Source organism: Streptomyces javensis, assembly GCF_039525925.1.
Taxonomy (GTDB): domain Bacteria; phylum Actinomycetota; class Actinomycetes; order Streptomycetales; family Streptomycetaceae; genus Streptomyces; species Streptomyces asiaticus.
Window position 1 is genome coordinate 80,152 of the sequence record NZ_BAAAIF010000005.1, and the last position, 24,721, is coordinate 104,872.

Consider the following 24,721-nt stretch of genomic DNA (forward strand, 5'->3'; position numbering starts at 1 on the left):
GCGGCGCGGCGAGCCGGGCTCGGAGCGCCGGCCGGGTCCGGACGATCAAGCGTAGAAGCCATCGGGGGCGAGCCGCATCGAGCGCAACTGCTCGGCGTCGTGGCCGAAGACGACGGTGGCGTCCGACCGCTCGGCGATGCCGCGGATCTTCTCCACCGAGGCGTACCAGGCGGTCAGGTCGTTGACGATGGCGGCGGGGGTGGCCGGCGGACCGTAGGAGTCACCCATGTAGACGGCGTCCGAGGTGAACAGCATCGTCCCGGTCTCCGGCAGGTCCACCTTCATCGACATGGTGCCGGGGGTGTGCCCGGGGGCCTCGATGAGGGTGACACCGGGCAGGATCTCGGTGTCACCGCTGACGGTGTCGAAGTCGGCCGCCGCGTAGTCCGTCTTGAGGTGGGCACCGTTGAAGGCGCCGTCGAAGCCGAAGGCGAATTCCTTCTCCTTCTCATGGCACACCAGCCGGGCGCCGGTGCCGGTGAACATGCCGATGTTCCCGGCGTGGTCGAAGTGCAGATGGGACAGGACCAGATAGTCGATGTCCTGAGGCTGGACACCGAGTTGGCCGAGCCGCGCGTCGAGGTACTCCTCGTCGCTCACCTGGTCGTAGGGGAAGTACTCCTGGAGGCCGGTCGGGGCCCAGCGGGTCTCCCAGTCGCGGGGACAGCTGGTGTCCCACAGCAGCGTCCCCTCGGGGGTCTCCACCAGTACGCAGTGGGTGGTGCAGGAGTACCACTCCGGGGGCCGCTCGTGATCGGTGCGCGTGCGCATCGTACGGCCCGCCTTGAGCAGCAGCCACGTCAGATCGCAGCTCATCGCTCCGCAGCTCAGGACGTGGACCTTGTTCGCGGTCTTCGCGGTCATGGAGCTTCACCTCCGGTCGGGACGGCCGCCGCCCGAGGGCCGGGCGGCGGTCATGGATGAAATGGATGCAGGGGTTCAGTGGGACGTCGTGTGATCGGGCAGGAGGTCACACCCCCGGGATTCGTGGACGACGAGCGCGCACACCAGCCCGGTGAGTGCCGCGCCCGCCCAGATGGCGGCGATCGGCCACGAGGCGCCGTCCGCCGCGCTGACCAGGGCGCCCGCCACGAGCGGCACGAACCCCGCCACTACACCGCCGAGTTGGTAGCCGATCGAGGTACCCGTGTAGCGGACGTCCGCGGGGAACAGCTCCGCGTACATCGCCGCCGTGGGCGCGTACATCCCCGCGTGTGCCGCGGCGAGCGCGAGCAGCATGGCCAGCCAGGTGAGCCCGGTCTGCCCGGTGGCCAGCAGCCAGAAGAACGGGAAGGCGAGCACGGCCGCGAAACCGGCGGCGCCGACGAACACGGGGCGCCGGCCCCAGCGGTCCGACAGCGCGCCGAAACCGGGCACCGCCAGCCCCTCGGCCACCGCCGCGATGAGCATCCCGGTCAGCAGCACACCCCGCGACAGATCGAGATGGGAGGAGCCGTAGGACAGCACGAAGACCGAGACGATGTAGAAGGGGACACCGGCCGAGATGTACATGCCGACCGTGAGGGCGATCGCCTTCCAGTGGTGGCGGAACGCCTCCATGGCCGGCATCTTGCGCGCCTGCCCCGACGCCTTCACCCGGGCGAACGTCTGAGTTTCGGTGATGCGCGAGCGGAGGAAGAGACCGACCGCGATCAGTACGACGCTGAGCAGGAACGGGATGCGCCAGCCCCAGGCGAGGAGGTCGTCGTCGGGCAGCGTGGAGACCGCGGCGAACACGGTCGACGACAGCACCAGCCCCAGCGGCACCCCCATCTGCGGCAGGCTCCCGTAGAACCCCCGCCGGTCGCGTGGCGAGGACTCCACGACCATCGTCACCGCGCCGCCCCACTCGCCACCGACGGCGAAGCCCTGGAGGAAGCGCAGCGTGACCAGCAGGACGGGCGCCCAGAGGCCGATGGTCCGGTAGCCCGGCAGCAGGCCGACGACGACGGTCGCCGCGCCCATCAGGAACAGCGTGAGCATGAGGGCGTTTTTGCGCCCCACGCGGTCCCCGAAGTGACCGAAGATCACTCCGCCGAGCGGGCGGGCGACGAAGCCGACCGCGAAGGTGCCGAACGCGGCCAGGGTGCCGGCCGTCGGTGAGAAGTCGGGGAAGAACTCCGTGCCGAAGACCAGCGCCGCGGCGAGGCCGTAGATGTAGAAGTCGTACCACTCGATGGTGGTGCCGATCATTCCGGCCAGCGCCGTTCTGCGGATGGCCGCCTGGGATGGCTGGTGGTGTCCTCCGGCTCTGGCGTCGGGCGTCGCGTCGGTGACGGGGGTATGGCTCATGAGGGTGCGCTGCTCTCGTCTTGGGGAGTCGGGTGAACCCATCGACGGGGTCAGAGGGTTGGCACCAGGCCGCCGTCACACCGGAGGGCGGTGCCCGTGATGTACGCGGCCGGGGTGCTGCACAGAAACGCGGCGGCGGCGCCGAACTCATCGGGTTCGCCGTAGCGCCCGGCCGGGATGGTGGCCCTGGACGCGGCCTCGATCTCGTCCAGCGGTCGGCCGGTGCGCTGGGCGGCGGCCTCGTCGATCTGCCGGGCGCGCGGGGTGGCGATGCGCCCCGGCAGCAGGGAGTTGACCGTCACGCCCTGTGCGGCCACCTCGGCGGCGAGGGTTTTGAGGTACCCGGCGAGCGCCGCCCGCCCGAGGTTGGACAGCGAGAGGTTCGGCAGGGGCGCCTGCACACTCGTCGAGCTGATGCTCAGGATGCGGCCCCAGCCCTTCTCGACCATGGGCGGCAGGGTGCCCCGCACCAGGATCTCCTGGGGGGTGACCAGTGTGGCGATGGCCTGCGCGACCCCGGCGGTGTCGGTGGCGCGGGCCGGTCCCGGGGCGGGGCCCGGCCCGTTCAGTACGAGGATGTCGAGATCGCCGACGGCCTCGCGGGCGGCCGCGAGGAGCCGCTCGGCGCCGCCGTCCGCGACCAGGTCACAGCCCACGCCGACCGCGCCCGGGAGCTCGTCCGCCACCTCCTTGGCGCGCTCGGCCGACCGGCCGGTGACCACGACGTTGACCCCTTCCTCCGCCAGGGCCCGGGCGGTCGCCCGGCCGAGACCGGACGTGGATGCGCAGATGAGAGCGGTTTTGCCTGCCAGACCGAGTCGCATGGCACCTTTCCTTTTCGGCTTGTGCCGTCTGAAATCTAAGACGCTGTCTTATATGCAAACCAGATGGTGCCCACGGGGGAGTGATGCGTCAAGGCTTGACGCACGCCGAAGTCGAGAGTCAGACTCCGATTTCTCGGACAGCGTCCAATATCTCGTCACTGGTCGAACGGCCATTGACACCCGCACATCGAGAGGCAAGACCGTGACCGTCACCCAGCCCCCAGTGCCGTCCGCAGCCCAGAAGCGGCCTCGCGCGGCGCGGCAGCGACCCCGGTGGTCCGAGCTCCGCGAGGTTCTGCAAGTACGCCGGCCGACCCTCAACCCGGTCGAGCGGCGGCTCGGGGCCGCGCTGAGCATCCGCGATCTCCGCAAGGTGGCGGTGCGTACGACACCGCGCGCGGTCTTCGACTACGTGGACGGCGCGGCCGACGCGGAGCTGACCGCGCGGCGGAACAGGGCGGCCTTCGCGGCGGTCGAACTCGTGCCGGAGTATCTGTCGCCGGTCGACCATCCGGACCTGTCCACGAAGGTGTTCGACCGGGAGATCGCGATGCCGCTGATCTTCGCGCCGACCGGATACACCCGGATGATGCACCACGAGGGCGAGGCGGCGGTCGCGCGCGTGGCCGCCCGCCACGGCCTGCCGTACACGCTGTCCACCGTGGGCACCTCGACCGTCGAGGACGTCGCCGCGGCGGCACCCGGCGGCGAGCACTGGTTCCAGCTCTATCTGACCCGCGATGAGCGCCTCAACGCGGAACTCCTCGACCGTGCGCTCGCGGCCGGATTCACCACCGTGGTCCTCACCGTGGACACACCCGTGGCGGGCCGCCACCCCAAGGACATGCGCAACGGCCTCACCATCCCGCCGTCGCTCACCCTGCGCACGCTGTTCGACATGGCCCGCTACCCGTTCTGGGTGCTCAACAAGCTGACCACCGCCCCGATCGCGTTCGCGTCGCTGCGCAGCATGACCGGCGAGACGGATGTGATCGACGCCGTACGGGTGGCCGACGTCGTCTTCGAACCGACGCTGAACTACGACCATCTGGCGTGGCTGCGCGCCAACTGGCCGCACCGGCTGCTGGTCAAGGGAATCCTCAGCCCGCGCGGCGCACGCCGTGCCGTCGAGACGGGCGCGGACGGTGTGGTCGTGTCCAACCACGGCGGACGGCAGCTCGACCGCACCCCGGCCACCCTCACGGTGCTGCCCGGGATACGCGAGGAGCTCGGCCCCGACGCCACGGTGATCCTCGACAGCGGCGTCACCCATGGCCAGGACATCCTCGCCGCGCGTGCGCTCGGGGCGGACGCGGTCATGATCGGCCGTGCGTATCTGTACGGCCTGATGGCCGGTGGTGAGCGGGGCGTGGAGCGCGCCGTCACGATCCTGCGCGAGGAGTACTCACGCAGCCTCCAGCTGCTCGGGCTGAAGGCGAGCGACGCCATCGAGCGGCATCACGTACGGACGCCGTGAGCGGCCGTACGCCGTGAGGGTTCCGGGAACGGGAGGGGGCCGGAGGCGGGCCCTCTCCCGTTCCCGGGCTCGGGAGACCTGGGCCGGTCCCGGGCTCAGGAGACCCGCTGGGGAACGCCCAGCGGGTTCGCGTCGCGCAGTGCGGGCGGCAGCAGGTGCTGCGGCACGCCCTGATACGCGACCGGCCGCAGGAACCGGTGGATGGCCTCCGTCCCCACCGAGGTCGTGGCCGGTGCCGTGGTGGCCGGGTAGGGGCCGCCGTGCTGCTGGGCGTAGGTGACCGACACGCCCGTGGGCCACTGGTTCCACAGCACACGTCCGGCCTTGGCGGCCAGCAGCCTGATCAGCTCCGCGGCGATGGTGTCGTCGTCCTCGCCCTGGACGGACGCGGTGAGCTGACCGTCGATGGCCTTCGCCACCTCGAGCAGTTCGCTCTCCTCCGGGTACTCCACGACCAGCGCGGTCGGCCCGAACACCTCCCGGATGAGCGCCTCCGGGTCGCGCAGCAGCTCGGCCGAGGTCGTGCACAGCACCGTCGGGGACGGGTCGGCGCCGTCGTCGCCACTCACCACGACGCGCACCCCGGCCGTGTCGCGCAACGCCCGCAGCGCACTCGCGTAGGAGGTCCGGATGCGCTCGTTGAGCAAGGTGAGCGGCGTGCCCGGGACCGCGCCTGGCACCTCGTCCACCAGCTTGGCCGAGGCCGGGACCAGCAGGATGCCGGGCTTGGTGCAGAACTGCCCGGCGCCGAGGGTGAACGACCCGACGAACTCCGAGACGATCGCCGCGCCGCGCCGCTCGGCGGCGGCCTCCGTCACGAACACCGGGTTGACGCTGCCGAGTTCACCGAAGAACGGGATGGGCTCCGGACGGCCGCCCGCGAGGTCGAAGAGCGCCCGGCCCGCCTCGGTCGATCCGGTGAACGCGCCCGCCCTCACCCGCGGATCCACGATCGCGGCCCGGCCCGCCTCCGTCCCGAAGATCACGTCGAAGAGCCCCTCGGGCGCGCCGGTGGACCGTAGCGCCTGGTGCACCACCTCCGCCGTGGCGGCCGAGAGCCGGGGGTGGCCGGAGTGGGCCTTGACCACGACCGGGCAGCCCGCCGCGAGCGCCGAGGCGGTGTCCCCGCCCGCCACGCTGAACGCGAACGGGAAGTTGCTCGCGGAGAAGACGAGGACCGGGCCGAGCGGTTCGAGCACCCGGCGCAGATCGGGCCGCGGACCCATCGGCCAGGCGGGGTCGGCACGGTCGATCGTCGCCCCGAGGTACTCGCCCCGCGTCACCGTCTCGGCGAAGAGCCGGAGCTGGAACACCGTACGGACCATCTCGTTGCGCAGCCGGGTCTCCCCGAGGGACGTCTCCTCGTCCGCGATGGCCACGAGCTTCGGCGCGGCCTCCTCGAGCGCGGACGCGATGGCCTCGAGATACGGGGCGCGGTCGGCCGGCTTGAGGCGGCTCCACCGCTCGAACGCGCCCGTGGCGGCATCGAGCTTCCGCGCCAGCGCCTGCGCGTTTGTCGCATCGGTCATCAGACGTGCTCCCTTATGATGTCTTAAATATGAGACGCAATCTCACTCTCAAGACACGCTCGCATGCGTCGGCGCCTCCGTCAATGTGCTTGACGGCCGTCGAGACGGGCTCACATACTCAACCCGTAAGACAACGTCTGAAGTTTCGAACACGGTGGACAGAGTGAGGCGTGGCTCCATGAAGGCAGCAGTACTGCACCGACCCGGTGCGCCGTTGACCGTCGAGGACGTCGAACTCGACGCCCCCGGACCGGGCGAGGTCACCCTTCGCGTGCTCGCCGCCGGGGTGTGCCACAGCGATCTGCACTACATGAACGGCGACCTCAACGTCCGCCTGCCCGCGGTGCTCGGGCACGAGGGGACGGGCGTCGTGGAACAGGTGGGGGAGGGGGTCACCCGGGTCCGCCCCGGCGACACCGTCATCACGTTGTGGCGCCCGCGGTGCGGCGACTGCGAGTTCTGCACCACCGGCCGCCCCGCCCTGTGCTCGCTCGGCCGGGTGCAGGCGGCCTCCGGCGGTCTGCTCGACGGGACGTCACGGCTGAATCTGAACGGCGAGAAGCTGCACCACCTCATGGGGGTCTCCTGCTTCGCCGAGCAGTGCGTCGTCTCCGAGCGGTCGGTCCTCACGATCGATCCGGACGTTCCGCCGGAGATCGCGGCGATCACCGGATGTGCCGTGGTGACCGGGGCCGGTGCCGCGCTGAACGTCATGAGGGACGCCACCGGAGAGGGCGTCGTGGTCATCGGCGCCGGTGGTGTCGGGCTGAGCGCGGTGATGGGGCTGCGCCTCGTCGGCGCCGATCCGATCGTCGCCGTCGACACGGTGGACGCCAAGCTGGAGAAGGCACGTGAGCTGGGCGCCACCCATGCGGTCAACGCCCGCACCCACAGCCTCGTCGATGAGCTCACCAGGATCTCGCCACGTCCGATGGCCTGGTCGCTGGACGCGGTCGGCGCGCCCCAGACCCTGGCCCAGGCGGTCGAGGTCGTGGGCACCGGCGGGACCGCCGTCGCCGTCGGCCTCGGCAAGGTGGGCGCCACCGCGGCCGTACCCGTCAACCCGCTGGTGCAGCAGGAGAAGCGGCTGGTCGGCAGTCTCTACGGCTCGGCCAACACACCGGTCGACATCCCCAAGCTGGTCGAGCTGTTCAAGAGCGGCCGGCTCCCGCTCGACAAGCTGCTCGGCAAACGGTACGAGTTGTCGGAGGTCAACGAGGCGTACGCGGCGCTGGCGCAGGGGGCCACCGGCCGTGCGGTGATCGTCCCCGGTCCTGAGCTGTGAGCGCGGATCGGCTCATGAACGGACCCGGTGGCATGAACGGACCCGGTGGTAGGGGAGAACGATGAACAAGGAACTGGTCGCGGAACTGGGCCGAAGGCTGTGGCAGGCGGGCGACTCGGCAACCGCGGTCGACCCGGCCCTGGCCGATCGGCTCGATGGCCTCGAGATGGCCTACGCCGTCCAGCGCGCCACCCATGACCTGGCGATCGAGGCCGGTGAGCGGGCGATCGGCTACAAGGTCGGCCTCACGGCACGGCCCGCGCGGGAGACCTTCGGCGCCGATGAGCCCGCCGCCGGCCACCTGCTCGCGAGCAGGCTGCTCGAGGACGGCGAGCCCCTCGCCACAGCCGGTCTGTTCGCCCCGCTGGCGGAAGTGGAGGTCGCGTTCACCCTCGGCGAGGCGCTGCCCGGCCCGAGGGTGACCGCTCGGGACGTCCGCGCCGCCACCGCCGCCGTGGCACCGGCCTTCGAGATCGTGGACAGCCGTTGGCGCGGCGGTGCCCGCACGCTCCCCATGCTGGTCGCCGACAACACCAACGCCGCTCGCGCGATGGTGGGGCCCTCGGTCGCGCCCGGGTCCGTGGAGCTGTCGAAGATCGCCGCCACGCTGACGATCGGCTCCCGTACGGTGCCGGGGAGCGCGGCCGCCGTCATGGGCGACCCCGCCGAGGCGGTGGCCTGGCTCGCCCGGCATCTGCTGCGCGGTGGAAGGCGACTGGAGGCCGGGGACGTCGTCCTGAGCGGCACTCTGTGCGCCCCGACGGCGATCAGCGCGGGCGACCGCCTGGTGGCCGACCTCGGTGAGCTGGGCCGGATCGCCCTCGACGTCACCTGAACGCGAGGGGCTGGGGCCAGGACGTGGGTGGCCCCAGCCCCTGGGTCCGGGGCGTCAGCGCATCACCCGGTCCGCGGGGAGGACGCGGGGCGTCTCGGCCAGCAGGGCGCGCAGCCGGTCCGCGGACAGCGGGGCGCCAGGGTCCGCGGGCGGCCGGGTCTGGAACGGGCGGCCGGACCTGATCTCCTCGGCCATCTTGGCCATGGCGGCCCTCAGCCCTTCGGTGTCGGCGAAGTAGGGCACCACATAGGCGGCGGTCTCCGGCTCGAAGCGCCAGCTCTCGGCCAGGGGGCCCGCGTCGACGGTGTCGAAGCCCAGCCGGTCGATCAGGGCGGCGGCGCTCGCCTTCGCCTCCGGGTCGTCACCGGCGATCGGCAGGGCGCTGCGGTCGGCGGCGTCCGTGGGACGGGCGAGCGCCGGGATGTGGCCGTCGTTGATGTTGTTGAACGCCTTGATGAGCTTCGCGCCGACAAGGTGCCGTTGAACGAGTTCGCTCGTGGTGATCTTGCCCGAGTCGAGCTCCGCGAAGTCCCCGTCGCGGAACGGGTAGTAGTTGATCGTGTCGAGCACGACCTTGCCCGCCAACGCGGCGGCCGGGAGCTGGCGGTAGGGCGCCAGCGGGATGCTCACCACCACCCAGTCGCCCGCCCGGGCCGCCTCCTCGGGCGTCGCGGCCCGGGCGCGCTCCCCGAGTTCGGCGACCGTGTCGGCCAGGGTCTCGGGCCCGCGGGAATTGGACAGGACGACGTCGATGCCCGCCGCGATCGCGCGCCGGGCCAGTTTCGTGCCGATGTTGCCGCTGCCGATGAAGCCGAGCGTTGCCATGGAAGAGGTCTCCTCATCTGACGGACCTGTGGTCCGCGGGCGCTTCAGCCCGCACCACCGAACCGGAGCGGGTGCTCCTTTTGAAGGTAACACAACCGGAGCGCTTGCTCCGCAACATCCGGAGCAAGCGCTCCGTAAAGCCGCCTGTACGCTGAATGCCGTGACCAGCGCCGACCAGTCCACGCCCACGCGGCCCCCCGCCCGGCGCGCCCGCCGTGCGGACGCCGAGCGCAACCGCGCCGCGATCATCGAGGCGGCCGGTGTGGTCTTCGCCGAGCAGGGCTGCGCCGTCGACGTCCGCGAGATCGCCCGGCGCAGCGGCGTCGGCATGGGCACGCTCTACCGCCACTTCCCGACCAAGGACGATCTGCTCGCCACCGTCATGGAGCGGGAGTTCACCTCCTGGCTCACCGCCGCCCATGAGGCGGCGGCCGCGACCGAGGACCCCTGGGAGGCCCTGACCGGCTTCTTCGAGCAGACCCTCACCAACCAGGCGCACAACCGCGCCCTGGTCGAGACCTACACCGCCACCGGCGCCCCCGCGCGCGAGTGCGCCCGGCACCGTGACGCCTTCATCGACGAACTGCGCATCCGCTGCGTGGACGCCGGACTTCTGCGCCACGGGGTCACCACCGCCGACCTCGTCCTGCTCAGCACCTCCCTGAGCCAGGCCGTCCAGGCCGCCGACGACGGCCACCCCGGCCAGTGGCGACGCCTCCTGCGCATCTCCCTCGACGGCCTCGGCAGCCGCAACACCGAACCGCTGCCCGAACCGGGACCGCGCGCGGATCCCTCCGTGAACGACTGACCCGCCGACCGGAGACCGGGCCCGCGGCGTCTGATATTTTGGACATTGTCCGCGGAAACGTGTTCCGCTGAAACGTGTGCTGGGAGGCCATCGTGGCGCGTCTCACCGCTCCGGCCCTTCGCCGGGGCCTGGACATCCTGGAACTGCTCATCGACCAGGATGAGGGGCTACGGGTTCCGGAGATCACCCAACACCTCGGCCTGCCCCGTGCCACCACGCACGAACTCGTCAACACACTGGCCGACCGCGGCTATGTGACGATCTCCAAGGAGACCGGACGCGTCGTGATGGGGCTCAGCGCCCTGCGTCTCGGTGCCGGCTACGAGCGCGGGCTCGACCTCGCCACCGTGGGCCGGGAGTGCGCCGGCGAGGTGGCGCGGGCATGCGGCGAAACGGTCCAGGTCGTCGTGCGCGACGGCGCTTTCGCGGTGTTCATCGTGCGGATCGACAGCAAGTACTCGGTCCGGCTGGTGTCCCAGGTGGGAAGCCGCCTGCCCGCCTCCTGCACCGCGGGCGGAAAGGCCCTGCTGAGCGCGCTCCCGGCCCGGGAGCTCGATGAGCTGTTCCCGAACGACAAGTCGCTGAAGCAGATGACCTCCCACAGCATCTCCACCCGCAAGCGGCTGCTGTCCGAAGTCCAGACGGCCCGCGAGCGAGGCTGGACCGAGGAGTTCTGCGAGTCCAACGACCACGCCGCCTGCGTCGCCGCCCCCGTGTACGACCGCCTGGGCAACTGCGTGGCGGCCATGAGCATCTCGGTACCCACCCCGCGCTGGGGCGACACGGAGAAGGAACGCTACGTCGAGCTGGTCCTGGGCGGCGCGAAGGCGATGGCGCGACGGCTGGGAGCGAGCGTGCCGTCGTAACCACGCACCAGCACGCCTGCCCAGTGGAACCCTGGAGCCTGTTCCACGACCTCGTGGAGGCCGAGCCGGGGCGGGGGCCGGGGTCATGTCCGGGGCCGGGTCCGGACCTGGCGGCCGATGAGCCCCGTCGCGGCGGGGCGTCCTCCCGTCGTACGGGCCCGTCCCGGGACGGGTCCCGGAGGAGGGCGCGGACCCTGGTGGGCGTGCGTGTCCGCGCGCGTGTCGAGAACCGCCCGAACCGAGGAGACCGCCGATGCCCCTCTCCGCCAGCCTCGCGCGCGGAGTCGCGCCCAGCACCCCCGGCATGCTGCACGCGCGCACCGTGACCGGCGACCTCGCCGCACCACCCCGGCCGGGGCTGACGGTCCGCTTCGGGCGGGGCGAGAAGCCGGACGTGGATCTGGGCGTCGGCGTGGACGACCTCCGGGTGAGCCGGCGCCACGGCGAGCTGACGTACCGCCAGGGGCAGTGGTGGCTGCGGAACACCGGGCGGCAGCTCGTCCGGCTGCCACGCGGCACGATGATGCACCTCAGCACCGAGCCGATCCCGCTCGACACCGGTTACACCCCGCTGTTCGTCAAGGGCTCCGGCTACCGTGAGCACCTGGTCGAGCTCTATGTGGCGGGCCATGACGACCAGGGGCCGGTGTCGCGGCGGCGCGCCGAGACCCTTCGGCCGGAGATCTGGCCGCTCGACGACGACGAACGGCTGCTGCTCGTCGTCCTCGGCCAGCGGTATCTGCTGTACGAGGAGGATCCGCGCCCCCTGACGTACGCCACGGCGGCCAAGCAGCTCGGCTATCTCCGCCCGGGCGCGGGCTGGAACGAGCGAAAGATCGAGTACCGGGTCGAGGCCGTACGCCGCCGTCTGCACAGCACCGGTTTCAGGTACCCGGTGATGCACGACAAGTCGCAGGGCCGCCCCGCCGACAACGGGCTGCTGCACAACCTGCTCAAGGGGCTGGTGGAGTCCACGACGCTGGTACCGCCCGATCTGGACCTCATCGAGGACGACGCCGGCTGGCCCGATCCCGCGCCGGAGGGGTAGCCCGAGCCGCTCCGGCGCGGTGACTGCCCGGTTCCGGGACCCGTCCCGGAAGCGGTGGCGAATGATGCCCGTCGCCAAGCGAACAGGAAGGAACACCCCATGAGGTGCATGCGCATCATCGTCCTCGCGGGCCTCACCGTGGCCGCCACGACGGCCGCCCTCGCGCTCCCGGCGCAGGCCGGCGTTCCCGCCCGCCACCACACCCCGGCCGCCCCGTGCGAGTACCCCGCCGACGTCCTCGACCTGACCAACTGGAAGCTGACGCTGCCCACCGGCGAGGACGAGGATCCGACCGACATCACACAGCCCGATCTCGCCACCTTCTCCGCCAAGCCCTGGTTCCAGGTCACCGGGGACTGCGACGCGGTCCAGTTCCGGTCCGCCGTCAACGGCGTGACGACGGGCGGCTCCAACTACCCGCGCGCCGAACTGCGCGAGATGACCGACGACGGGGAGGAGGCGGCCAGTTGGTCGACCACCGAGGGCACCCACACCCTCGTGGTCAAGGAGGCGTTCACCGCGCTCCCCAAGGAGAAGCCGCACCTGGTCGGCGCCCAGATCCACGGCGGGGACGACGACGTCACGGTCTTCCGCCTCGAAGGCCGCAAGCTCTACATCACCGACGGCGACGACGCCCACCACCACCTCGTCACCGACGACTACGAGCTGGGCACGGAGTTCGAGGCCAAGTTCGTGGCACGGAACGGGAAGATCGACGCCTATTACAACGGGGAGCGTGAGACCACGATCTCCTCCGACGACGACAGCAACTACTTCAAGGCGGGGGCATACACGCAGGCCAACTGCGGCAACTCGGACCCCTGCGACGATGACAACTACGGCGAGGTCCACATATCCGGCCTCAAGGTCACCCACTCCTGAGGCATGTGACGCTGGCGCCTGCCCCCGTCGCATGTGCTTCCGCAACACCGCAACCTCCACAAAGGTGAAGATTTCTGGAGTGGTGGGTGAATTCCCTTCTCAACCGGCCAGGTCCCACGCGCCTCTGGCGCACGCCGAGCCCCGCACCGTCCTTACGAGCACCGCAAACGGTGCGTGTCTTTCCGCGTACGCAGTAAGTTCGATGCGCGTGCGCTAACGGCAGACAGCAGCGGTTCTGGTCTCGCAGGAGGGGAGTGTCGTCGTGCGGCGGGGGGAGAAGATCGGCAAGTACCGGCTCACCAAGGGGCCCGTCGAGGGAGGGAGAGGCGCGGTCTGGTTCGCCGTCGACACGGAGCTGGGCCGGTCCGTCGTCCTCAAGCGGGCCCTGCTCGAGGACAACAGCCAGGCCGACTTCGACGAGTTGCTGGCCGAAGCCCGCGCGCTGGCGAAGTTCAGCCATCCGAACGTGGTCACCCTCTACGACGCCGTCCGCGCGGGCAAGGGCAGGAACGCCACGTTCTGGCTGGTGATGGAGCATGTGACCGGCGGCAGCCTGGACGTCCCGGTGAAGCTGGCCCCCGAACTCGCGGCGCACATCGGGGCGCAGATCGCGGCCGCGCTGGCGGCCCTGCACGACAAAGGCATCGTGCACTGCGACGTCAAGCCCGGCAATATCGTGATCACCCCCGACCGGGTCGCCAAGCTGACCGACTTCGGCGCCGCGTACCGGGTGGACGGCAGCGAGACGATCACGCCCAACGGGCCGGTCAGCCTCACCCCGTTCTTCGCCGCCCCCGAGGCGTTCCGGGGAGCGCCCGAGCGCGCGTCCGACGTGTTCTCGCTCGGCGCCACCATGTACTGGCTGGTGACGGGGACCCCGCCGATGCGCGGCGCCGGGCGGGCGGTCCGGATGGAGGCCATCAGCCCCCAGGTCGGACCGCTCGGATCCATCCTCACCGCGATGCTCCAGCGCGACCCCGGGGCCCGGCCCACGGCCGCCCAGGCGCTCGCCGCCCTCACGGACGTCGCGGGCCCCCCGGACCGGTTCCCGACCCTCCCGATGGCCCCGTCGACCACGCCGTACACGGACGTCCTGACGCGCGGCGAGGCCCCGACGGCGACGGCAGGGCTGCCGCGCCGCACGGCGACGCTGGTCCGCCGCCGTCCCTTACTCCTGACCGGCGCCGCCGCCGTCACGGCACTGGCCATCGCCGTTCCGTTCATCGTGATGAACCTGGGGGACGAAACCGGGGACAAGGCCACCCCGGCACCGGGCAGAACGGCCGCCGCGGGCTTCATCGGCGACCCCCGCACGGCCGACCCGTGCGCCCTGCTGAACGCCACCGTGTTCCATCGGTACGACGAGGCCCGACTCGACCGTGACTACGGCAACTTCAACCGTTGCGACGTCCTCCTGAAGGAGCGGAGCGAGGAGGTCGTGGACGTCAGGGTGGAGCTCGACGCCGATTCGCTGCCGGAGGGCGTGGCGAGGAAGACCGAGGGTAGGGTCACCGTCGTGGAGCGCACCGCCGAGGACGACGAGTGCGAGCGCGCCGTGGCGGTGAAAGGCGCCCGCGACAACAGCCTCCGGGTCACCGCGGCCGCGAGACAGCCCAAGGAGGTCAAGGAGCCGCTGTGCGACACCGCCGACCGCGCCGCGGGAGTCGCGGTCAAGGTGCTCAACCGCGGTGAGATCCCCCGGCGTTCCCCGGACTTCCCGTCCACTTCGCTGGCGCACCTGGACGCGTGTACGTTGCTCGACGTCAAGGCGCTGGAGAAGGTGCCCGGCATCGACGCCGGGGACCCGGACGTCGGGTTCGGCCGCTGGCAGTGCCAGTGGAAGTCCACCACCAGCGAGTTCGAGGTGGATTTGCGCTTCGACCAGGGCGATCTGCCGCGCGAGAAGGGTGCCCGGTCCACCAAGCTCAGCGATCACCAGGCCATCGTGCTACCGGAGGACGAGGGCCCGGGAAGCTGCCGTGTCGAGGTGGTCCACCGTCACTACACCGGGCTGGACCGGGTGAAGGGCACCGAGCGGGTGGCCCTCGTCCTCAAGGGGGCGGGCCGCAAGGGCCGTCCCTGCGAACTGGCCACCGACCTCGCCGGATCGGCCGCCGCCGCGTTGCCACCCGCCTGACCGCCGAAGTGGCGGGGAAGGCGGGCGCGGTGAAGGTGTGAAGTCCCGATCAGTCCGTGGCGCCGGGCTCGTCCCGCTCGGCCGCGAGCAGGTGAATGAGCAGCAGCACGATCCCGGAGATCAGGAAGACGCGGGTGGCGGCCTCCAGCCCGTTCCACGCCTTGGACTGCCACATGGCGAACCATTCGCCGCCGATGGCGATGAACCCGGCGCCGAACAGCAGCATGAGCATCACCAGCCCCACGGTGCTGGCCTGACGGGCGCGGCGGACGCTGCCTCCGCGCAGTCCCGCGCCCCACATGGCCGTCGCGGCGATGAGCACGAGGGCGGCGACGCTCTCCCAGACGATGATGGCGACGTAGGCCGTGTCCTGGAGCGCGGTGGACTTGATGGCCCGCCACATCAGGTCGTCGTCCTTGAACGTGGTGTCCATCGCCAGGACGTGGCGGACGAATTGCTGATTGGTGTCGAAGTCGGTGATGTTGCCGAAGGCCACCAGCGCGATGTACAGCGCGATCGTCCCGGTGAGCACCCCCGAGACGGCGGAGTAGGCACGAGGGGAACGTATTCTGCCGGTTCGCTCGCTCACGATGACTCTGTCTCCCCGTTGTATTCGGTTGATCGGATCGAGCCGTAGCGTACAACTGTTTGGCTCAGCGGGTCCGGTGGCGGGGAGACGCAGGTCACATCTGTCCATGTCACAGGGGATCGGGCCATCTCGTCTCAGGGGTGTAGCCACTGACGACCACCGAGGAGCACACCATGGACGCGCGACTGAACTACTCCGCCAGCCCGACCGCGGGCAAGGTCCTGGGGCCCGTCATGGCGGCGGGCAAGGCGGTCAAGGACTCGCCGCTGCCGCCCCCCACGCAGGAGCTGGTGGCGCTGCGGGTGAGCCAGATCAACGGCTGCGCCGTCTGCCTCGACATGCACACCAAGGAGGCCGCCGCGGCCGGTGAGACCGCGGTGCGGCTGAACCTGGTGGCGGTATGGCGGGAGGCCACGGTCTTCACCGACGCCGAGCGTGCCGCGCTGGAGCTGGCGGAGGCGGGGACCCGGGTCGCGGACGCGGCCGGTGGCGTCAGCGACGAGGTGTGGGCGAACGCCGCCCGGCACTACGACGAGGAGCAGCTCACCGCCCTGGTGATCCTGGTCTCGTTCATGAACATGGTGAACCGGCTGAATGCCATCACCCGGCAGCCGGCGGGCGACTACCAGGTCGGGCAGTTCCACTGACCGGCGCCGGTCCGTCCGGCCGGTCGTTCTTCCAGGAGGGAATCGGCGTGAGCGAGGTCGAGGAGTTCGAGGAGCTGCGGCCACTGCTGTTCTCGATCGCCTACCGGATCCTGGGCAGTGTGAGCGAGGCCGAGGACGCGGTGCAGGAGACATGGCTGCGCTTCGACGGCTCGGCCACCCGGCCCACGTCGACCAAGGCGTATCTGTCGGCCACGGTGACACGCGTCTCGATCGATGTGCTGCGCTCCGCGCGGGTGCGACGGGAGGAGTACGTGGGCCCGTGGTTCCCCGAGCCGCTGCTCAGCGATCCGTACCAGGATCCGGCCCGGGCGGTGGAGCTGGCCGACTCGGTGTCGATGGCGGCGCTGCTGCTCCTGGAGCGGCTCAGCCCGCTGGAGCGGGCGGTGTTCGTGCTGCGGGAGGTGTTCGCCTTCGGGTTCGACGAGATCGCCACGGCGGTGGGGCGGTCCGAGGCGGCCTGCCGGCAGCTGCTGGTACGGGCGCGGCGCCATATGGCGGCCGGGCGGCCGCGGTTCGCGGCGGACCGGCGGGAGCGGCAGGAGCTGGCCACGCGGTTCTTCGAGGCGCTGAAGGACGGCGATGTGGGCGGGCTGCGGAAGCTGCTGGCCGCCGATGTGCGACTGGTCGGGGACGGTGGCGGCAAGGCCCCGCAGCTGGCCAGGGCCGTCATGGGCGCGGAGAAGGTGGCGCGGCTGCTGGGCGGTGTCTTCCCCTGGCTGCTGCGGATCGATGTGTCGTTGGAGCCGCGCGAGGTCAACGGCCAGCCCGGCGCGATCTTCCGCGACCGGGACGGCAGGGTGCTCCACACCCTGGTCCTCGATGTGCTCGACGGGCAGATCCAGACCATCCGCACGGTGGTCAACCCCGACAAGCTCGGCCACCTCGGGCCGGTCGGCGACGCCTGGGCGGTGGACCGCGAGGTGAGGCGGGCCCGCCGGCGGCCTGGCCGAGCATGAGACCGGCCGGGCGACGGCCTTGGTAGTCTCGGGGGGCCAGTCGTGCCACATCCGAGGCCAGGGAATCCGGTGTGAATCCGGAGCTGACGCGCAGCGGTGAGGGGGACGGGCGGGGCAGATGACACCACTGGGAGGAGTCCGTGACGGCCGCGGGGCCGTCGCGAACGAGCACCGGGAAGGGGCCCCGTCCGGACGAGCCCGAGTCCGAAGACCTGCTGGCACCTCCGCGCCCGGTGCGCGGAGGACGACCGTAGGCCAGGCTCCGCGTACGAGCCCCGACCACCGAGGCTGCCCGTGCTCCGCTCCGCCCGCCGTACCGCGGCGTTCCTGCTCGCCCCCGCCCTCCTCCTCACCGCGTGCGGTGGCTCCGGCCATGACGACGCGGACGCCGGGAAGCCCGCCGGTTCGGGCTTTCCGCGCACGATCGACAACTGCGGCCACAAGGTCACCTTGAAGTCCGCCCCGAAACGGGCCCTCTCGCTCAACCAGGGCACCACGGAGATCCTGCTCTCACTCGGCCTCGCCGACCGCATGGCTGCCACCGCCACCTGGACCGACCCGGTGATGAAGGGCCTGGAGAAGACCAACGCCACGGTGGAGCGCCTCGCGGACAACGCGCCGTCCTTCGAGAAGTCCCTGGACGCCGAACCCGACTTCGTCACCGCCTCGTTCGTCTCCACCCTCGGCAAGGGCGGCGTGGCCACCCGCGAGCAGTTCGAGAAGCTGGGCGTGCCCACCTATGTCTCGCCGTCCGACTGCGCGGCGGGCAGGGACACCGCCAGCGGTGGCGACGGCTCCCGCGACAAGCCCCTCACCCTCGATGTCGTCTACGGCGAGATACGCGATCTGGCCCATGCGTTCGGTGTCGACGAGCGCGGAGAGAAGCTCGTCGCCCGGCTGAAGGAGCGCGTACGCAAGGCCACGGACGGACTGGATGCCTCCGGAGCCTCCCTCATGTACTGGTTCGCCAACTCCCAGTCGCCCTACCTCGCCGGCTGCTGTGGCGCGCCGGGCGCCATCACCCGGGCCGTCGGGGCGAAGAACGCCTTCTCCGATACCCACGACGAGTGGCCGCAGATCAACTGGGAGACCGTGGCCGACCGCGACCCGGACGTCATCGTCCTCGGCGACCTCACGCGCAAGCAGCAGACCGCGGAGACCGCCAAGGCGAAGGTGCGTTTCCTCGAGACCAACGCCGCCACCCGCAACCTCACGGCGGTGAAGAGGAAGCGGTACATCCTGCTGAGCGGGCAGGCCATGAACCCGTCCATCCGCACGGTCGAAGGGGTGGAACAGGTCGCCGCCGGGCTGCGCGACCTCGGGCTCGCCAAGTGAGTCCCGGCCACCTGAGCACCCGCCTCCTGTCGCTGTGCGCGGGAGGGCTGGCCGCGCTGCTCGTGTCGGTGGCCTTCGCCGTGACCATCGGCCCGGCCGACATCTCCACGGCCGACGTATGGGCGGCGGTCACCGCCCATCTCGGTCTGGGGGACAGCACCTTGCCACCGCTTCGGGACGGCATCGTGTGGAACCTGCGCATGCCGCGCACGCTGCTGGCCGCGGTGTGCGGGGCGGGTCTGGCCCTCTGCGGGGCCGTGATGCAGTCCCTGCTGCGCAATCCGCTGGCCGATCCCTTCGTGCTCGGGGTGTCCTCGGGCGCTTCCACGGGCGCCGTCACCGTGGTCGTGCTCGGCGTGGGCGGCGGGGCCGTGTCCCTGTCGGCGGGCGCGTTCACCGGTGCGCTGCTGTCGTTCGGCCTGGTCCTGGTGCTCAGCCACAGCCTCGGCGGCAGCACCGACCGCGTGGTGCTGTCCGGAGTGGCCGCCATGCAGCTGTTCTCCGCGCTGACCTCGTTCATCGTCCTCACCTCCGCGGACGCCGACACCACCCGGGCCGTGCTGTTCTGGCTCCTCGGCTCGCTCACCGGCGCCGGATGGGGCGATGTGCTGCTGTGTTCCGCCGTCCTGGCCGCCGTGCTCGTGGTCTGTCTCGGCTACGCCCGCACCCTGGACGCGTTCGCCTTCGGGGAGGAGGCCGCGGCGGCGCTCGGTGTCCGGGTGGCCCGCACCCGTCTCGTCCTGCTGTGCGCGACCGCGCTGCTCACCGCGACCCTGGTCAGCTCCGCCGGGGCCATCGGCTTCGTCGGCCTGGTCCTCCCGCACGCCACCCGCGCCCTCACCGGCTCCGGCCACGCCCGCCTGCTGCCGGTGACCGCACTGGCCGGGGCGATCTTCCTGGTGTGGGTGGACACCGCCGCCCGCACCGTCATCGACCCCCAGGAGGTCCCGGTGGGCGTGGTGACGTCCCTCATCGGCGTACCGGCCTTCGTCGCCGTGCTCTACCGCGGCCGGAGGAAGACATGACCGACTCCACCGCGGAAACCCCGGACATGGGGTTCCTCGCCACCGGAGAAGCGGCGTCCGGGCTCCGCGCGGACCGCGTCAGCCGCCGCACCGACGGCCGGCTGATCGTCGACGGCATCACCCTCACCCTGCGCCCCGGCGAGACGGTGGGTCTGCTCGGCCCCAACGGCTCGGGGAAGTCAACCCTGTTGCGGCTGCTCGCCGGGGTCCTCGCCCCCTCCGCCGGAGTGGTCACCATGGACGGCCGCGCCCTGCCGCAGGTCGGCCGCCGCGCCACGGCCCGCCGTATCGCCACCGTCGAACAGCACGCCCACACCCAGACCGAGCTGACCGTCCGCGAGGTGGTGGCCCTCGGCCGTATCCCGCACCGGCGCGCCTGGGCGTCGGCCTCCGCGGCGGACGCCCGGGCCGTCGACGCGGCCCTGGAGCGCAGCGGACTGGCCGACCGGGCCGGTCAGTCGTGGCACACCCTCTCCGGTGGCGAACGCCAGCGCACCCAGATCGCCCGGGCCCTCGCCCAGGAACCGCGCGAGCTCCTGCTCGACGAGCCGACCAACCACCTCGACATCCAGCACCAGCTCGATCTGCTCGACCTCGTCGTCAGCCTGCCGATCGCCACCGTGATCGCCCTCCACGACCTCAACCTCGCCGCGATGTACTGCGACCGGCTGCTCGTCCTCCGCGAGGGACGGGTGGTGGCCGAAGGCACTCCCGGCGATGTGCTGACCCCGGCCCTGATCAAGCGGGTCTACGGCGTCGAGGCCGATGTCACCCACGATCCGGGCCACCCGGTCATCCGCTTCCTGCGCCGGACACCGGAGCCGTGAGATCCCGGACCCCCTGATCGCGGACGACCAGGCGATGGTGCGCACCGGGTTCCGGCTGATCCTCGACTCCCAGCCCGGGATCGAGGTGGCGGGCGAAGCCGCCGATGGCTCCGAGTGCGTGGAACTGGCCCGGCGGCTCCGCCCCGAGGTGCCGGGCCCGGCGAGCAGCCGGCCTGTGGCTTTCTGCTCAAGGACGCCGGTCCCGAACTCCTGGTGGAGGCGGTGCGGTCGGCCGTGCGCGGTGGCGCGATGGTGTCCCCGGCGGTCACCGTGCGTCTGCTCCGGCAATGGGCGAGCCGCCCCCGCCGGGTCACCCGGGCGAATCCCCTGACCGGCCGGGAGCTGGACATCGCCCGGCTGGTGGCGGTGGGCCGGACCAACCAGGAGATCTGCGCGACCTGACCTTTGGGCAGCGCGTAACGCAGCTTGATGCCGTCCGGGCCCGGCCGCTTGACCACGGTGAACGGGCCGACACCGCCCTCCACCGAGAATCCCCGGCCGCTGGGCACCGGGTCCGTGGGAGCCACCCGCAGCTCCTGACCGGAGCGGGTCCAGACGTCGCGTCGGGGGTGCGGCCGGCCGCACCCGAAAGGGCGGTGGCCGGCGCCGTGACGATCCACGGCGTGAGGGTTGAGTTTCGTGTGTGACGAGCCATGAGCCCGGGGTTGCCCGGACGGCGGCGGCCGTGGATCACCCGGTCAGCGGGTTCATGGCCGTCGGCATCGGCCGAAAGGACGACCGGACCGGCCTCGGCGCCCGGTTCTGCCGCCATGTGTTGCGCAGGAGTAGCGACACCTGCTAATCATTTAACACGTGTCGTCGCGGAGAAGGGTGGGTCATGAGCGCGCAACAGGGACCGGTCGTCCTCCGGCAGCCGCATCGCCCCCGGGCCATCGGCTTCCTGGGCCTGGAGACGGTCGGTGGCTGGGCCGTGAAGGTGTACGGCATCAGCGCGTCGGCCGATGTGCCGCGCCCCGCGCTGGTGGCCGCGACCGTGGAGGCCGCGACCTCGGCGCTGCCCAGCCCCGCTCGGACGGACAGCCGCTATGGCATCGGGTTCGCCATCGCGCATGACGCGGCCGACCGCTGTTTCGCGCTGGTGGACTGGTGGCACGGGGAGAACGAGATCCATCAGCGGCTGTTCTCGGCGCCCCTGGAGCGGTCGGACGCGCTGACGCCGCACCCCGGCGAGGCCATCGGCTGCGTCTGGGAGCTGGCCGTCACCGACTTCGAACGCCGGGCATGGCTGCGCCATGTGCTCGCCAACCCGGAGGGCCCGGATCCGGATGGCTATCTCGCCGCACACTTCACAGGAAGGGTCTAGTCATGGGGATGACACCGGAACGGCTGGCGGACTTCGGCGAGGCGTGGCGGCGGAAGGACCTCGATCTGCTGATGGAGTTCATGACGGACGACTGCGTGTTCCGCGCGTCCGTCGGCCCGGAGCCGGGCATGACCTTCCGCGGACGGGCCGAAGTGCGCAAAGGCTTTGAGCTGATGCTCGCCTATGACGCGGGGCTCGAGTCGAGGCCCGGCGGGGTGGCGTTCATCGCCGGGGACCGGGGCGCTTCCCAGTGGTCCTACGCCGGTACGGACGCCGGTGGCCAGGTCCATGAGGTGCACGGGTGTGACATGTTCGAGTTCGACGGCGATCGGATCCGGGTGAAGGATGCCTACCGGCGCGTTCACGGAGACATCGGTCATGCTGCCGCCGACTAGGGCCGAGGATGTCGAGGGCCTCCCGGCGGGTATCGCCCTGCTCCACCACTTCGCCAACACCGAGGACCGCCGGGGGTTCGTCGCGCACGGGCGGCGCCTTACGGGACACGACGCACTCACCACGCCCGGCGATCTGGAGCGCTGGCTGCGGGAGCATGACCTGCTCATGGGCGACGCCCCCGACACCAGGGCCCATCAGGACCACCTGACCAGAGCCCATGAGCTGCGCACCACGCTGCGGGCCGCGCTGCGCCAGGACGCGGAGGGTGCCGACCAGGGGGGCGATGTCGCGGTCGGCTACTCCTTTCACGTCACACTGGCCGCCGGCCACGGCGCCCATCTGACCGTCGCGGCAGACCCCGTGGACACCGCCCTCGCGCACATCGTCATGGCCGCGCTGACCGCCACCGTGAACGGGACCTGGCACCGGCTCAGGATGTGCCCGGCCCCCGACTGCCAGTGGGTCTTCTACGACAACTCCCGCCCGGGCAGGGCCAGATGGTGCTCGCCACAGCTGTGCGGCAACCGCACGAAGACACAGGCCTATCGCCGCCGCCGTTCGGGCTGAACCGAGCCGTTGCCACGCTGGGCCGGTGTGCCGGGAGGGCGCTACGCGCGTCCGGTGGATGCCTCGGCAACATCACCGCGTGCTGGGGCATGCTGGTACAGCTGGCCCGTCAGCAGGACGCGGGGATCTTCCGCGATGAACACTCCGCGCTCGCGACGGCGTTCGTCACCTCACGGATGCGCGAGGTCGTGGCCTGGTGCCGAGAGATCTTCGGTGGCAACGGCATCGTGCTGGACTACGACATCGCGCGGTTCTTCGCCGATGCCGAGGCGATCTACTCCTGCGAGGGCACCCGCGAGATGAACACCCTCATCGTGGGCAAGGCCATCACCGGGCAGAGCGCCTTCGTATGATCCGGGCCCGAGCCCGGGACGAGCCACCGCACGCGCCGGACCCCTCGCCGGGGGCCCGGCGCGGACCGCTCCCCGTGCGAGCCCCTGCCGTCGCCCCGGCCTCGTGTGCTCCGCATCACAGCAACACCTTCTGCGCTGCGGACAGTTCACGGTATGACGCACACCCCCACCGCCTCCCGCCCGCAGCGGGACACGGCGCCAGGCCAACGGGCCACCGGGCTGCCGCGGCGCCTGCGCGGCCACCGCGTATCCCGGTCCGGCCGTACGCCGAAGGCGGCGCTCCGGCGCGACATCCAGGGGCTGCGCGGGCTGGCCGTCGTGATCTCCGGATACCTCATCACATCGGGCCTGCTCAATGGTGGGCTGCCGGCTCTTCGCCTCGAAGATCCGCTACCCCGAGTTCATGCACGACGCGCTGGCCGGCGCTCTGTACGTCATGAACATCGACCTGGCCTCGCAAGAGTTGCGGAAACTGGGGGTGACCGGCGACTGAGCGCTCCGCGGGAAGTGCCGCGAGATGCGGGCGTTCATCCGCGGCCGTGCCGTGGCTGGTCGCGCCGACGCGGCGGAGCCGCATGTCGACACGGCCCCGCGCCCTTCGGGGCGCACCCCAACCGCACCGGACGTCATCGAGGCCGCTTGGGCGCTCGGCGTGTCGGCGGAGGGGCGTGGCGCGGCTTGTAGGGTACGTGCCATGCCGGATGCCACGCCCCGCCCCGAGCCGTTCGCCCCGCGGACCGCACCCGCGGAGCTCGAGGACCTCCGCGCGCGGCTGCGCGCGACCCGCTGGCCGGACGCGCCCGAGGACGCCGGGTGGGCGCTCGGGACCGACCTCGCCTATCTCCGCGAGCTCGTCGCCTACTGGGCGGACGGGTTCGACTGGGCGGCGCAGGAGGCGGCGCTCGCCCGGCTGCCCCGGTTCCGGGTCCGGCTCGGCGGCCTCGGAATCCACTTCGCACACGTCAAGGCCGCCGCCCCGGCCGGGCCCGCCCTGCCGCTGGTGCTCAGCCACGGCTGGCCGGACTCGTTCTGGCGCTACACGAAGGTCATCCCGCTGCTCACCGACCCCGGTGCGCACGGCGCCGACCCCGCCGACGCGTTCGACGTGGTCGTGCCCGACGTGCCGGGCTTCGGCTACTCCGACCGGCCCACCGGCCCGCCGCTGGACTCCATCGCCGTCGCCGGGCTGTGGGCCGAGCTCATGGACGTCCTCGGCTATCAGCGGTTCGGCGCGGCGGGCGGGGACATCGGCAGCCATGTGAGCCGCTACCTGGCGCTCGACCACCCCGACCGGGTGGTGGCCGTGCACCGCATGGACGGCGGCCTCCCCCGCTTCACCGGCGACCCGGCGGACCTCACGGCCGAGGAGCGCGCCTGGTTCGAGAGCGTCGCGGCCTGGAGCGCGGCCGAGGGCGCCTACGCCGCCATGCACAGTACGAAGCCCCAGACCGCCGCGTTCGGACTGACCGACTCGCCCGCCGGGCTCGCCGCGTGGATCGTCGAGAAGCTCCGTTCGTGGAGCGACTGCGGTGGTGACATCGAGCGAAGCTTCACCAAGGACGAGATCCTCACGAACGTCATGCTGTACTGGCTCACGGGCACGATCGGCTCGTCCATGCGCATGTATCACGCCAACGCCGCGATCCCGCCCGCGCAGCACGCCCGCCGGGTCGAGGTGCCGTCCGGCTTCTCGCTCTTCCGCGGCGACATCGTGCGCCCGCCGCGGGCGTGGCTGGAGCGCATGACCAACGCCGTGCGGGTGACCGAGCCCCCGCGCGGCGGACACTTCGCGCCGTTCGAGGAGCCCGAGATCTACGCCGAGGAACTGCGTGCCTTCTTCCGCCCCTACCGGGCGGCGGCGACGGGCTGACAC

The 24,721-nt window shown here is 71.5% G+C and carries 24 protein-coding genes, 2 pseudogenes and 1 riboswitch; of the genes and pseudogenes, 20 read left to right on the forward strand and 6 right to left on the reverse strand.

Features of this window, described 5'->3' with window-relative positions; translation table 11 throughout:
• Window positions 1-45: 45 nt before the first annotated feature.
• The 3 genes from ABD329_RS07110 to ABD329_RS07120 form a co-directional block, all read right to left on the reverse strand.
• On the reverse strand, window positions 46-864 hold the full coding sequence (locus ABD329_RS07110) for an N-acyl homoserine lactonase family protein (protein ID WP_198276593.1): 819 nt from the start codon (window positions 862-864) through the stop codon (window positions 46-48).
• A 75-nt stretch (window positions 865-939) separates the two neighbouring features.
• The gene (locus tag ABD329_RS07115; RefSeq protein ID WP_198276594.1) at window positions 940-2,292 is read right to left on the reverse strand and encodes an MFS transporter; all 1,353 of its coding nucleotides are present in this window, start codon (window positions 2,290-2,292) and stop codon (window positions 940-942) included.
• 50 nt (window positions 2,293-2,342) lie between these two features.
• Complete coding sequence (locus ABD329_RS07120) at window positions 2,343-3,116, reverse strand: SDR family oxidoreductase (RefSeq protein ID WP_198276595.1); 774 nt, start codon at window positions 3,114-3,116, stop codon at window positions 2,343-2,345.
• A 223-nt stretch (window positions 3,117-3,339) separates the two neighbouring features.
• Here ABD329_RS07120 and ABD329_RS07125 point away from each other — a divergent pair, with 223 nt between their 5' ends.
• A complete protein-coding gene (locus ABD329_RS07125) occupies window positions 3,340-4,593 on the forward strand; it encodes an alpha-hydroxy acid oxidase (protein ID WP_309142690.1) in 1,254 nt (417 codons plus the stop codon).
• 95 nt (window positions 4,594-4,688) lie between these two features.
• Here ABD329_RS07125 and ABD329_RS07130 read toward each other — a convergent pair whose 3' ends face one another.
• Window positions 4,689-6,122, reverse strand: a complete 1,434-nt coding sequence (locus tag ABD329_RS07130; protein WP_198276597.1) for an aldehyde dehydrogenase (NADP(+)) — start codon at window positions 6,120-6,122, stop codon at window positions 4,689-4,691.
• A gap of 178 nt (window positions 6,123-6,300) precedes the next feature.
• Between ABD329_RS07130 and ABD329_RS07135 the strand changes: the two genes are divergently transcribed.
• Both ABD329_RS07135 and ABD329_RS07140 read left to right on the forward strand, forming a co-directional pair.
• Window positions 6,301-7,407: a zinc-binding dehydrogenase gene (locus ABD329_RS07135; RefSeq protein WP_198276598.1), complete on the forward strand. Its 1,107-nt coding sequence runs from the start codon at window positions 6,301-6,303 to the stop codon at window positions 7,405-7,407.
• A 61-nt stretch (window positions 7,408-7,468) separates the two neighbouring features.
• Window positions 7,469-8,242 (forward strand): 2-keto-4-pentenoate hydratase, encoded by a 774-nt coding sequence (locus ABD329_RS07140; protein ID WP_198276599.1) that lies wholly within the window; start codon window positions 7,469-7,471, stop codon window positions 8,240-8,242.
• 54 nt (window positions 8,243-8,296) lie between these two features.
• Here the strand turns inward: ABD329_RS07140 and ABD329_RS07145 are convergent, their stop codons facing one another.
• Complete coding sequence (locus ABD329_RS07145) at window positions 8,297-9,067, reverse strand: NADPH-dependent F420 reductase (RefSeq protein ID WP_198276600.1); 771 nt, start codon at window positions 9,065-9,067, stop codon at window positions 8,297-8,299.
• Between the two features lie 160 nt (window positions 9,068-9,227).
• On the opposite strand from ABD329_RS07145, the gene ABD329_RS07150 reads away from it, so the two are divergent.
• The 5 genes from ABD329_RS07150 (at window position 9,228) to ABD329_RS07170 (ending at window position 14,808) form a co-directional block, all read left to right on the forward strand.
• Window positions 9,228-9,875, forward strand: coding sequence for a TetR/AcrR family transcriptional regulator (locus tag ABD329_RS07150; RefSeq protein WP_198276601.1), 648 nt, complete (start codon window positions 9,228-9,230; stop codon window positions 9,873-9,875).
• Between the two features lie 92 nt (window positions 9,876-9,967).
• Window positions 9,968-10,741 carry an IclR family transcriptional regulator gene (locus tag ABD329_RS07155; RefSeq protein WP_198276602.1) on the forward strand — a complete coding sequence of 258 codons (774 nt, stop codon included), beginning with the start codon at window positions 9,968-9,970 and terminating at the stop codon, window positions 10,739-10,741.
• 253 nt (window positions 10,742-10,994) lie between these two features.
• The gene (locus ABD329_RS07160; protein WP_198276603.1) at window positions 10,995-11,789 is read left to right on the forward strand and encodes an FHA domain-containing protein; all 795 of its coding nucleotides are present in this window, start codon (window positions 10,995-10,997) and stop codon (window positions 11,787-11,789) included.
• 99 nt (window positions 11,790-11,888) lie between these two features.
• Window positions 11,889-12,671, forward strand: coding sequence for a polysaccharide lyase family 7 protein (locus ABD329_RS07165; RefSeq protein WP_344316112.1), 783 nt, complete (start codon window positions 11,889-11,891; stop codon window positions 12,669-12,671).
• Between the two features lie 262 nt (window positions 12,672-12,933).
• The gene (locus tag ABD329_RS07170; RefSeq protein ID WP_198277164.1) at window positions 12,934-14,808 is read left to right on the forward strand and encodes a serine/threonine-protein kinase; all 1,875 of its coding nucleotides are present in this window, start codon (window positions 12,934-12,936) and stop codon (window positions 14,806-14,808) included.
• 49 nt (window positions 14,809-14,857) lie between these two features.
• On the opposite strand, the gene ABD329_RS07175 is transcribed toward ABD329_RS07170, so the two are convergent.
• Window positions 14,858-15,397, reverse strand: coding sequence for a DUF2165 domain-containing protein (locus ABD329_RS07175; RefSeq protein WP_309142720.1), 540 nt, complete (start codon window positions 15,395-15,397; stop codon window positions 14,858-14,860).
• Window positions 15,398-15,570: 173 nt separating this feature from the next.
• Between ABD329_RS07175 and ABD329_RS07180 the strand changes: the two genes are divergently transcribed.
• The 12 genes and pseudogenes from ABD329_RS07180 to ABD329_RS07235 all read left to right on the forward strand — a co-directional run bounded on the left by ABD329_RS07180 (window position 15,571) and on the right by ABD329_RS07235 (window position 24,718).
• Window positions 15,571-16,044 (forward strand): carboxymuconolactone decarboxylase family protein, encoded by a 474-nt coding sequence (locus ABD329_RS07180; RefSeq protein WP_198277166.1) that lies wholly within the window; start codon window positions 15,571-15,573, stop codon window positions 16,042-16,044.
• A gap of 47 nt (window positions 16,045-16,091) precedes the next feature.
• Window positions 16,092-17,021: an RNA polymerase sigma-70 factor gene (locus ABD329_RS07185; RefSeq protein WP_198277167.1), complete on the forward strand. Its 930-nt coding sequence runs from the start codon at window positions 16,092-16,094 to the stop codon at window positions 17,019-17,021.
• A gap of 20 nt (window positions 17,022-17,041) precedes the next feature.
• Window positions 17,042-17,255: riboswitch (cobalamin riboswitch) on the forward strand.
• 60 nt (window positions 17,256-17,315) lie between these two features.
• Complete coding sequence (locus ABD329_RS07190) at window positions 17,316-18,356, forward strand: ABC transporter substrate-binding protein (protein ID WP_425574292.1); 1,041 nt, start codon at window positions 17,316-17,318, stop codon at window positions 18,354-18,356.
• A gap of 11 nt (window positions 18,357-18,367) precedes the next feature.
• Window positions 18,368-19,381, forward strand: coding sequence for a FecCD family ABC transporter permease (locus ABD329_RS07195; protein ID WP_198277180.1), 1,014 nt, complete (start codon window positions 18,368-18,370; stop codon window positions 19,379-19,381).
• Window positions 19,378-20,208, forward strand: a complete 831-nt coding sequence (locus tag ABD329_RS07200; RefSeq protein WP_425574293.1) for an ABC transporter ATP-binding protein — start codon at window positions 19,378-19,380, stop codon at window positions 20,206-20,208. Before ABD329_RS07195 ends, ABD329_RS07200 begins: the two co-directional genes overlap by 4 nt.
• Before the next feature lie 34 nt (window positions 20,209-20,242).
• Window positions 20,243-20,601 (forward strand): annotated as a pseudogene (locus tag ABD329_RS07205) (transcriptional regulator); the annotation flags it as partial.
• A gap of 445 nt (window positions 20,602-21,046) precedes the next feature.
• A complete protein-coding gene (locus ABD329_RS07210) occupies window positions 21,047-21,532 on the forward strand; it encodes a hypothetical protein (RefSeq protein WP_198277168.1) in 486 nt (161 codons plus the stop codon).
• 2 nt (window positions 21,533-21,534) lie between these two features.
• Entirely contained in the window at window positions 21,535-21,927 is a 393-nt protein-coding gene (locus ABD329_RS07215; RefSeq protein WP_198277169.1) for a nuclear transport factor 2 family protein, read from the forward strand.
• On the forward strand, window positions 21,911-22,495 hold the full coding sequence (locus ABD329_RS07220) for a CGNR zinc finger domain-containing protein (protein ID WP_198277170.1): 585 nt from the start codon (window positions 21,911-21,913) through the stop codon (window positions 22,493-22,495). Before ABD329_RS07215 ends, ABD329_RS07220 begins: the two co-directional genes overlap by 17 nt.
• A 62-nt stretch (window positions 22,496-22,557) precedes the next feature.
• A pseudogene (locus ABD329_RS07225) lies at window positions 22,558-22,848 on the forward strand (acyl-CoA dehydrogenase family protein); the annotation flags it as partial.
• A gap of 355 nt (window positions 22,849-23,203) precedes the next feature.
• The gene (locus tag ABD329_RS07230) at window positions 23,204-23,341 is read left to right on the forward strand and encodes a hypothetical protein (RefSeq protein WP_198277171.1); all 138 of its coding nucleotides are present in this window, start codon (window positions 23,204-23,206) and stop codon (window positions 23,339-23,341) included.
• 201 nt (window positions 23,342-23,542) lie between these two features.
• Window positions 23,543-24,718 (forward strand): epoxide hydrolase family protein, encoded by a 1,176-nt coding sequence (locus ABD329_RS07235; RefSeq protein WP_198277172.1) that lies wholly within the window; start codon window positions 23,543-23,545, stop codon window positions 24,716-24,718.
• Window positions 24,719-24,721 lie beyond the last annotated feature (3 nt).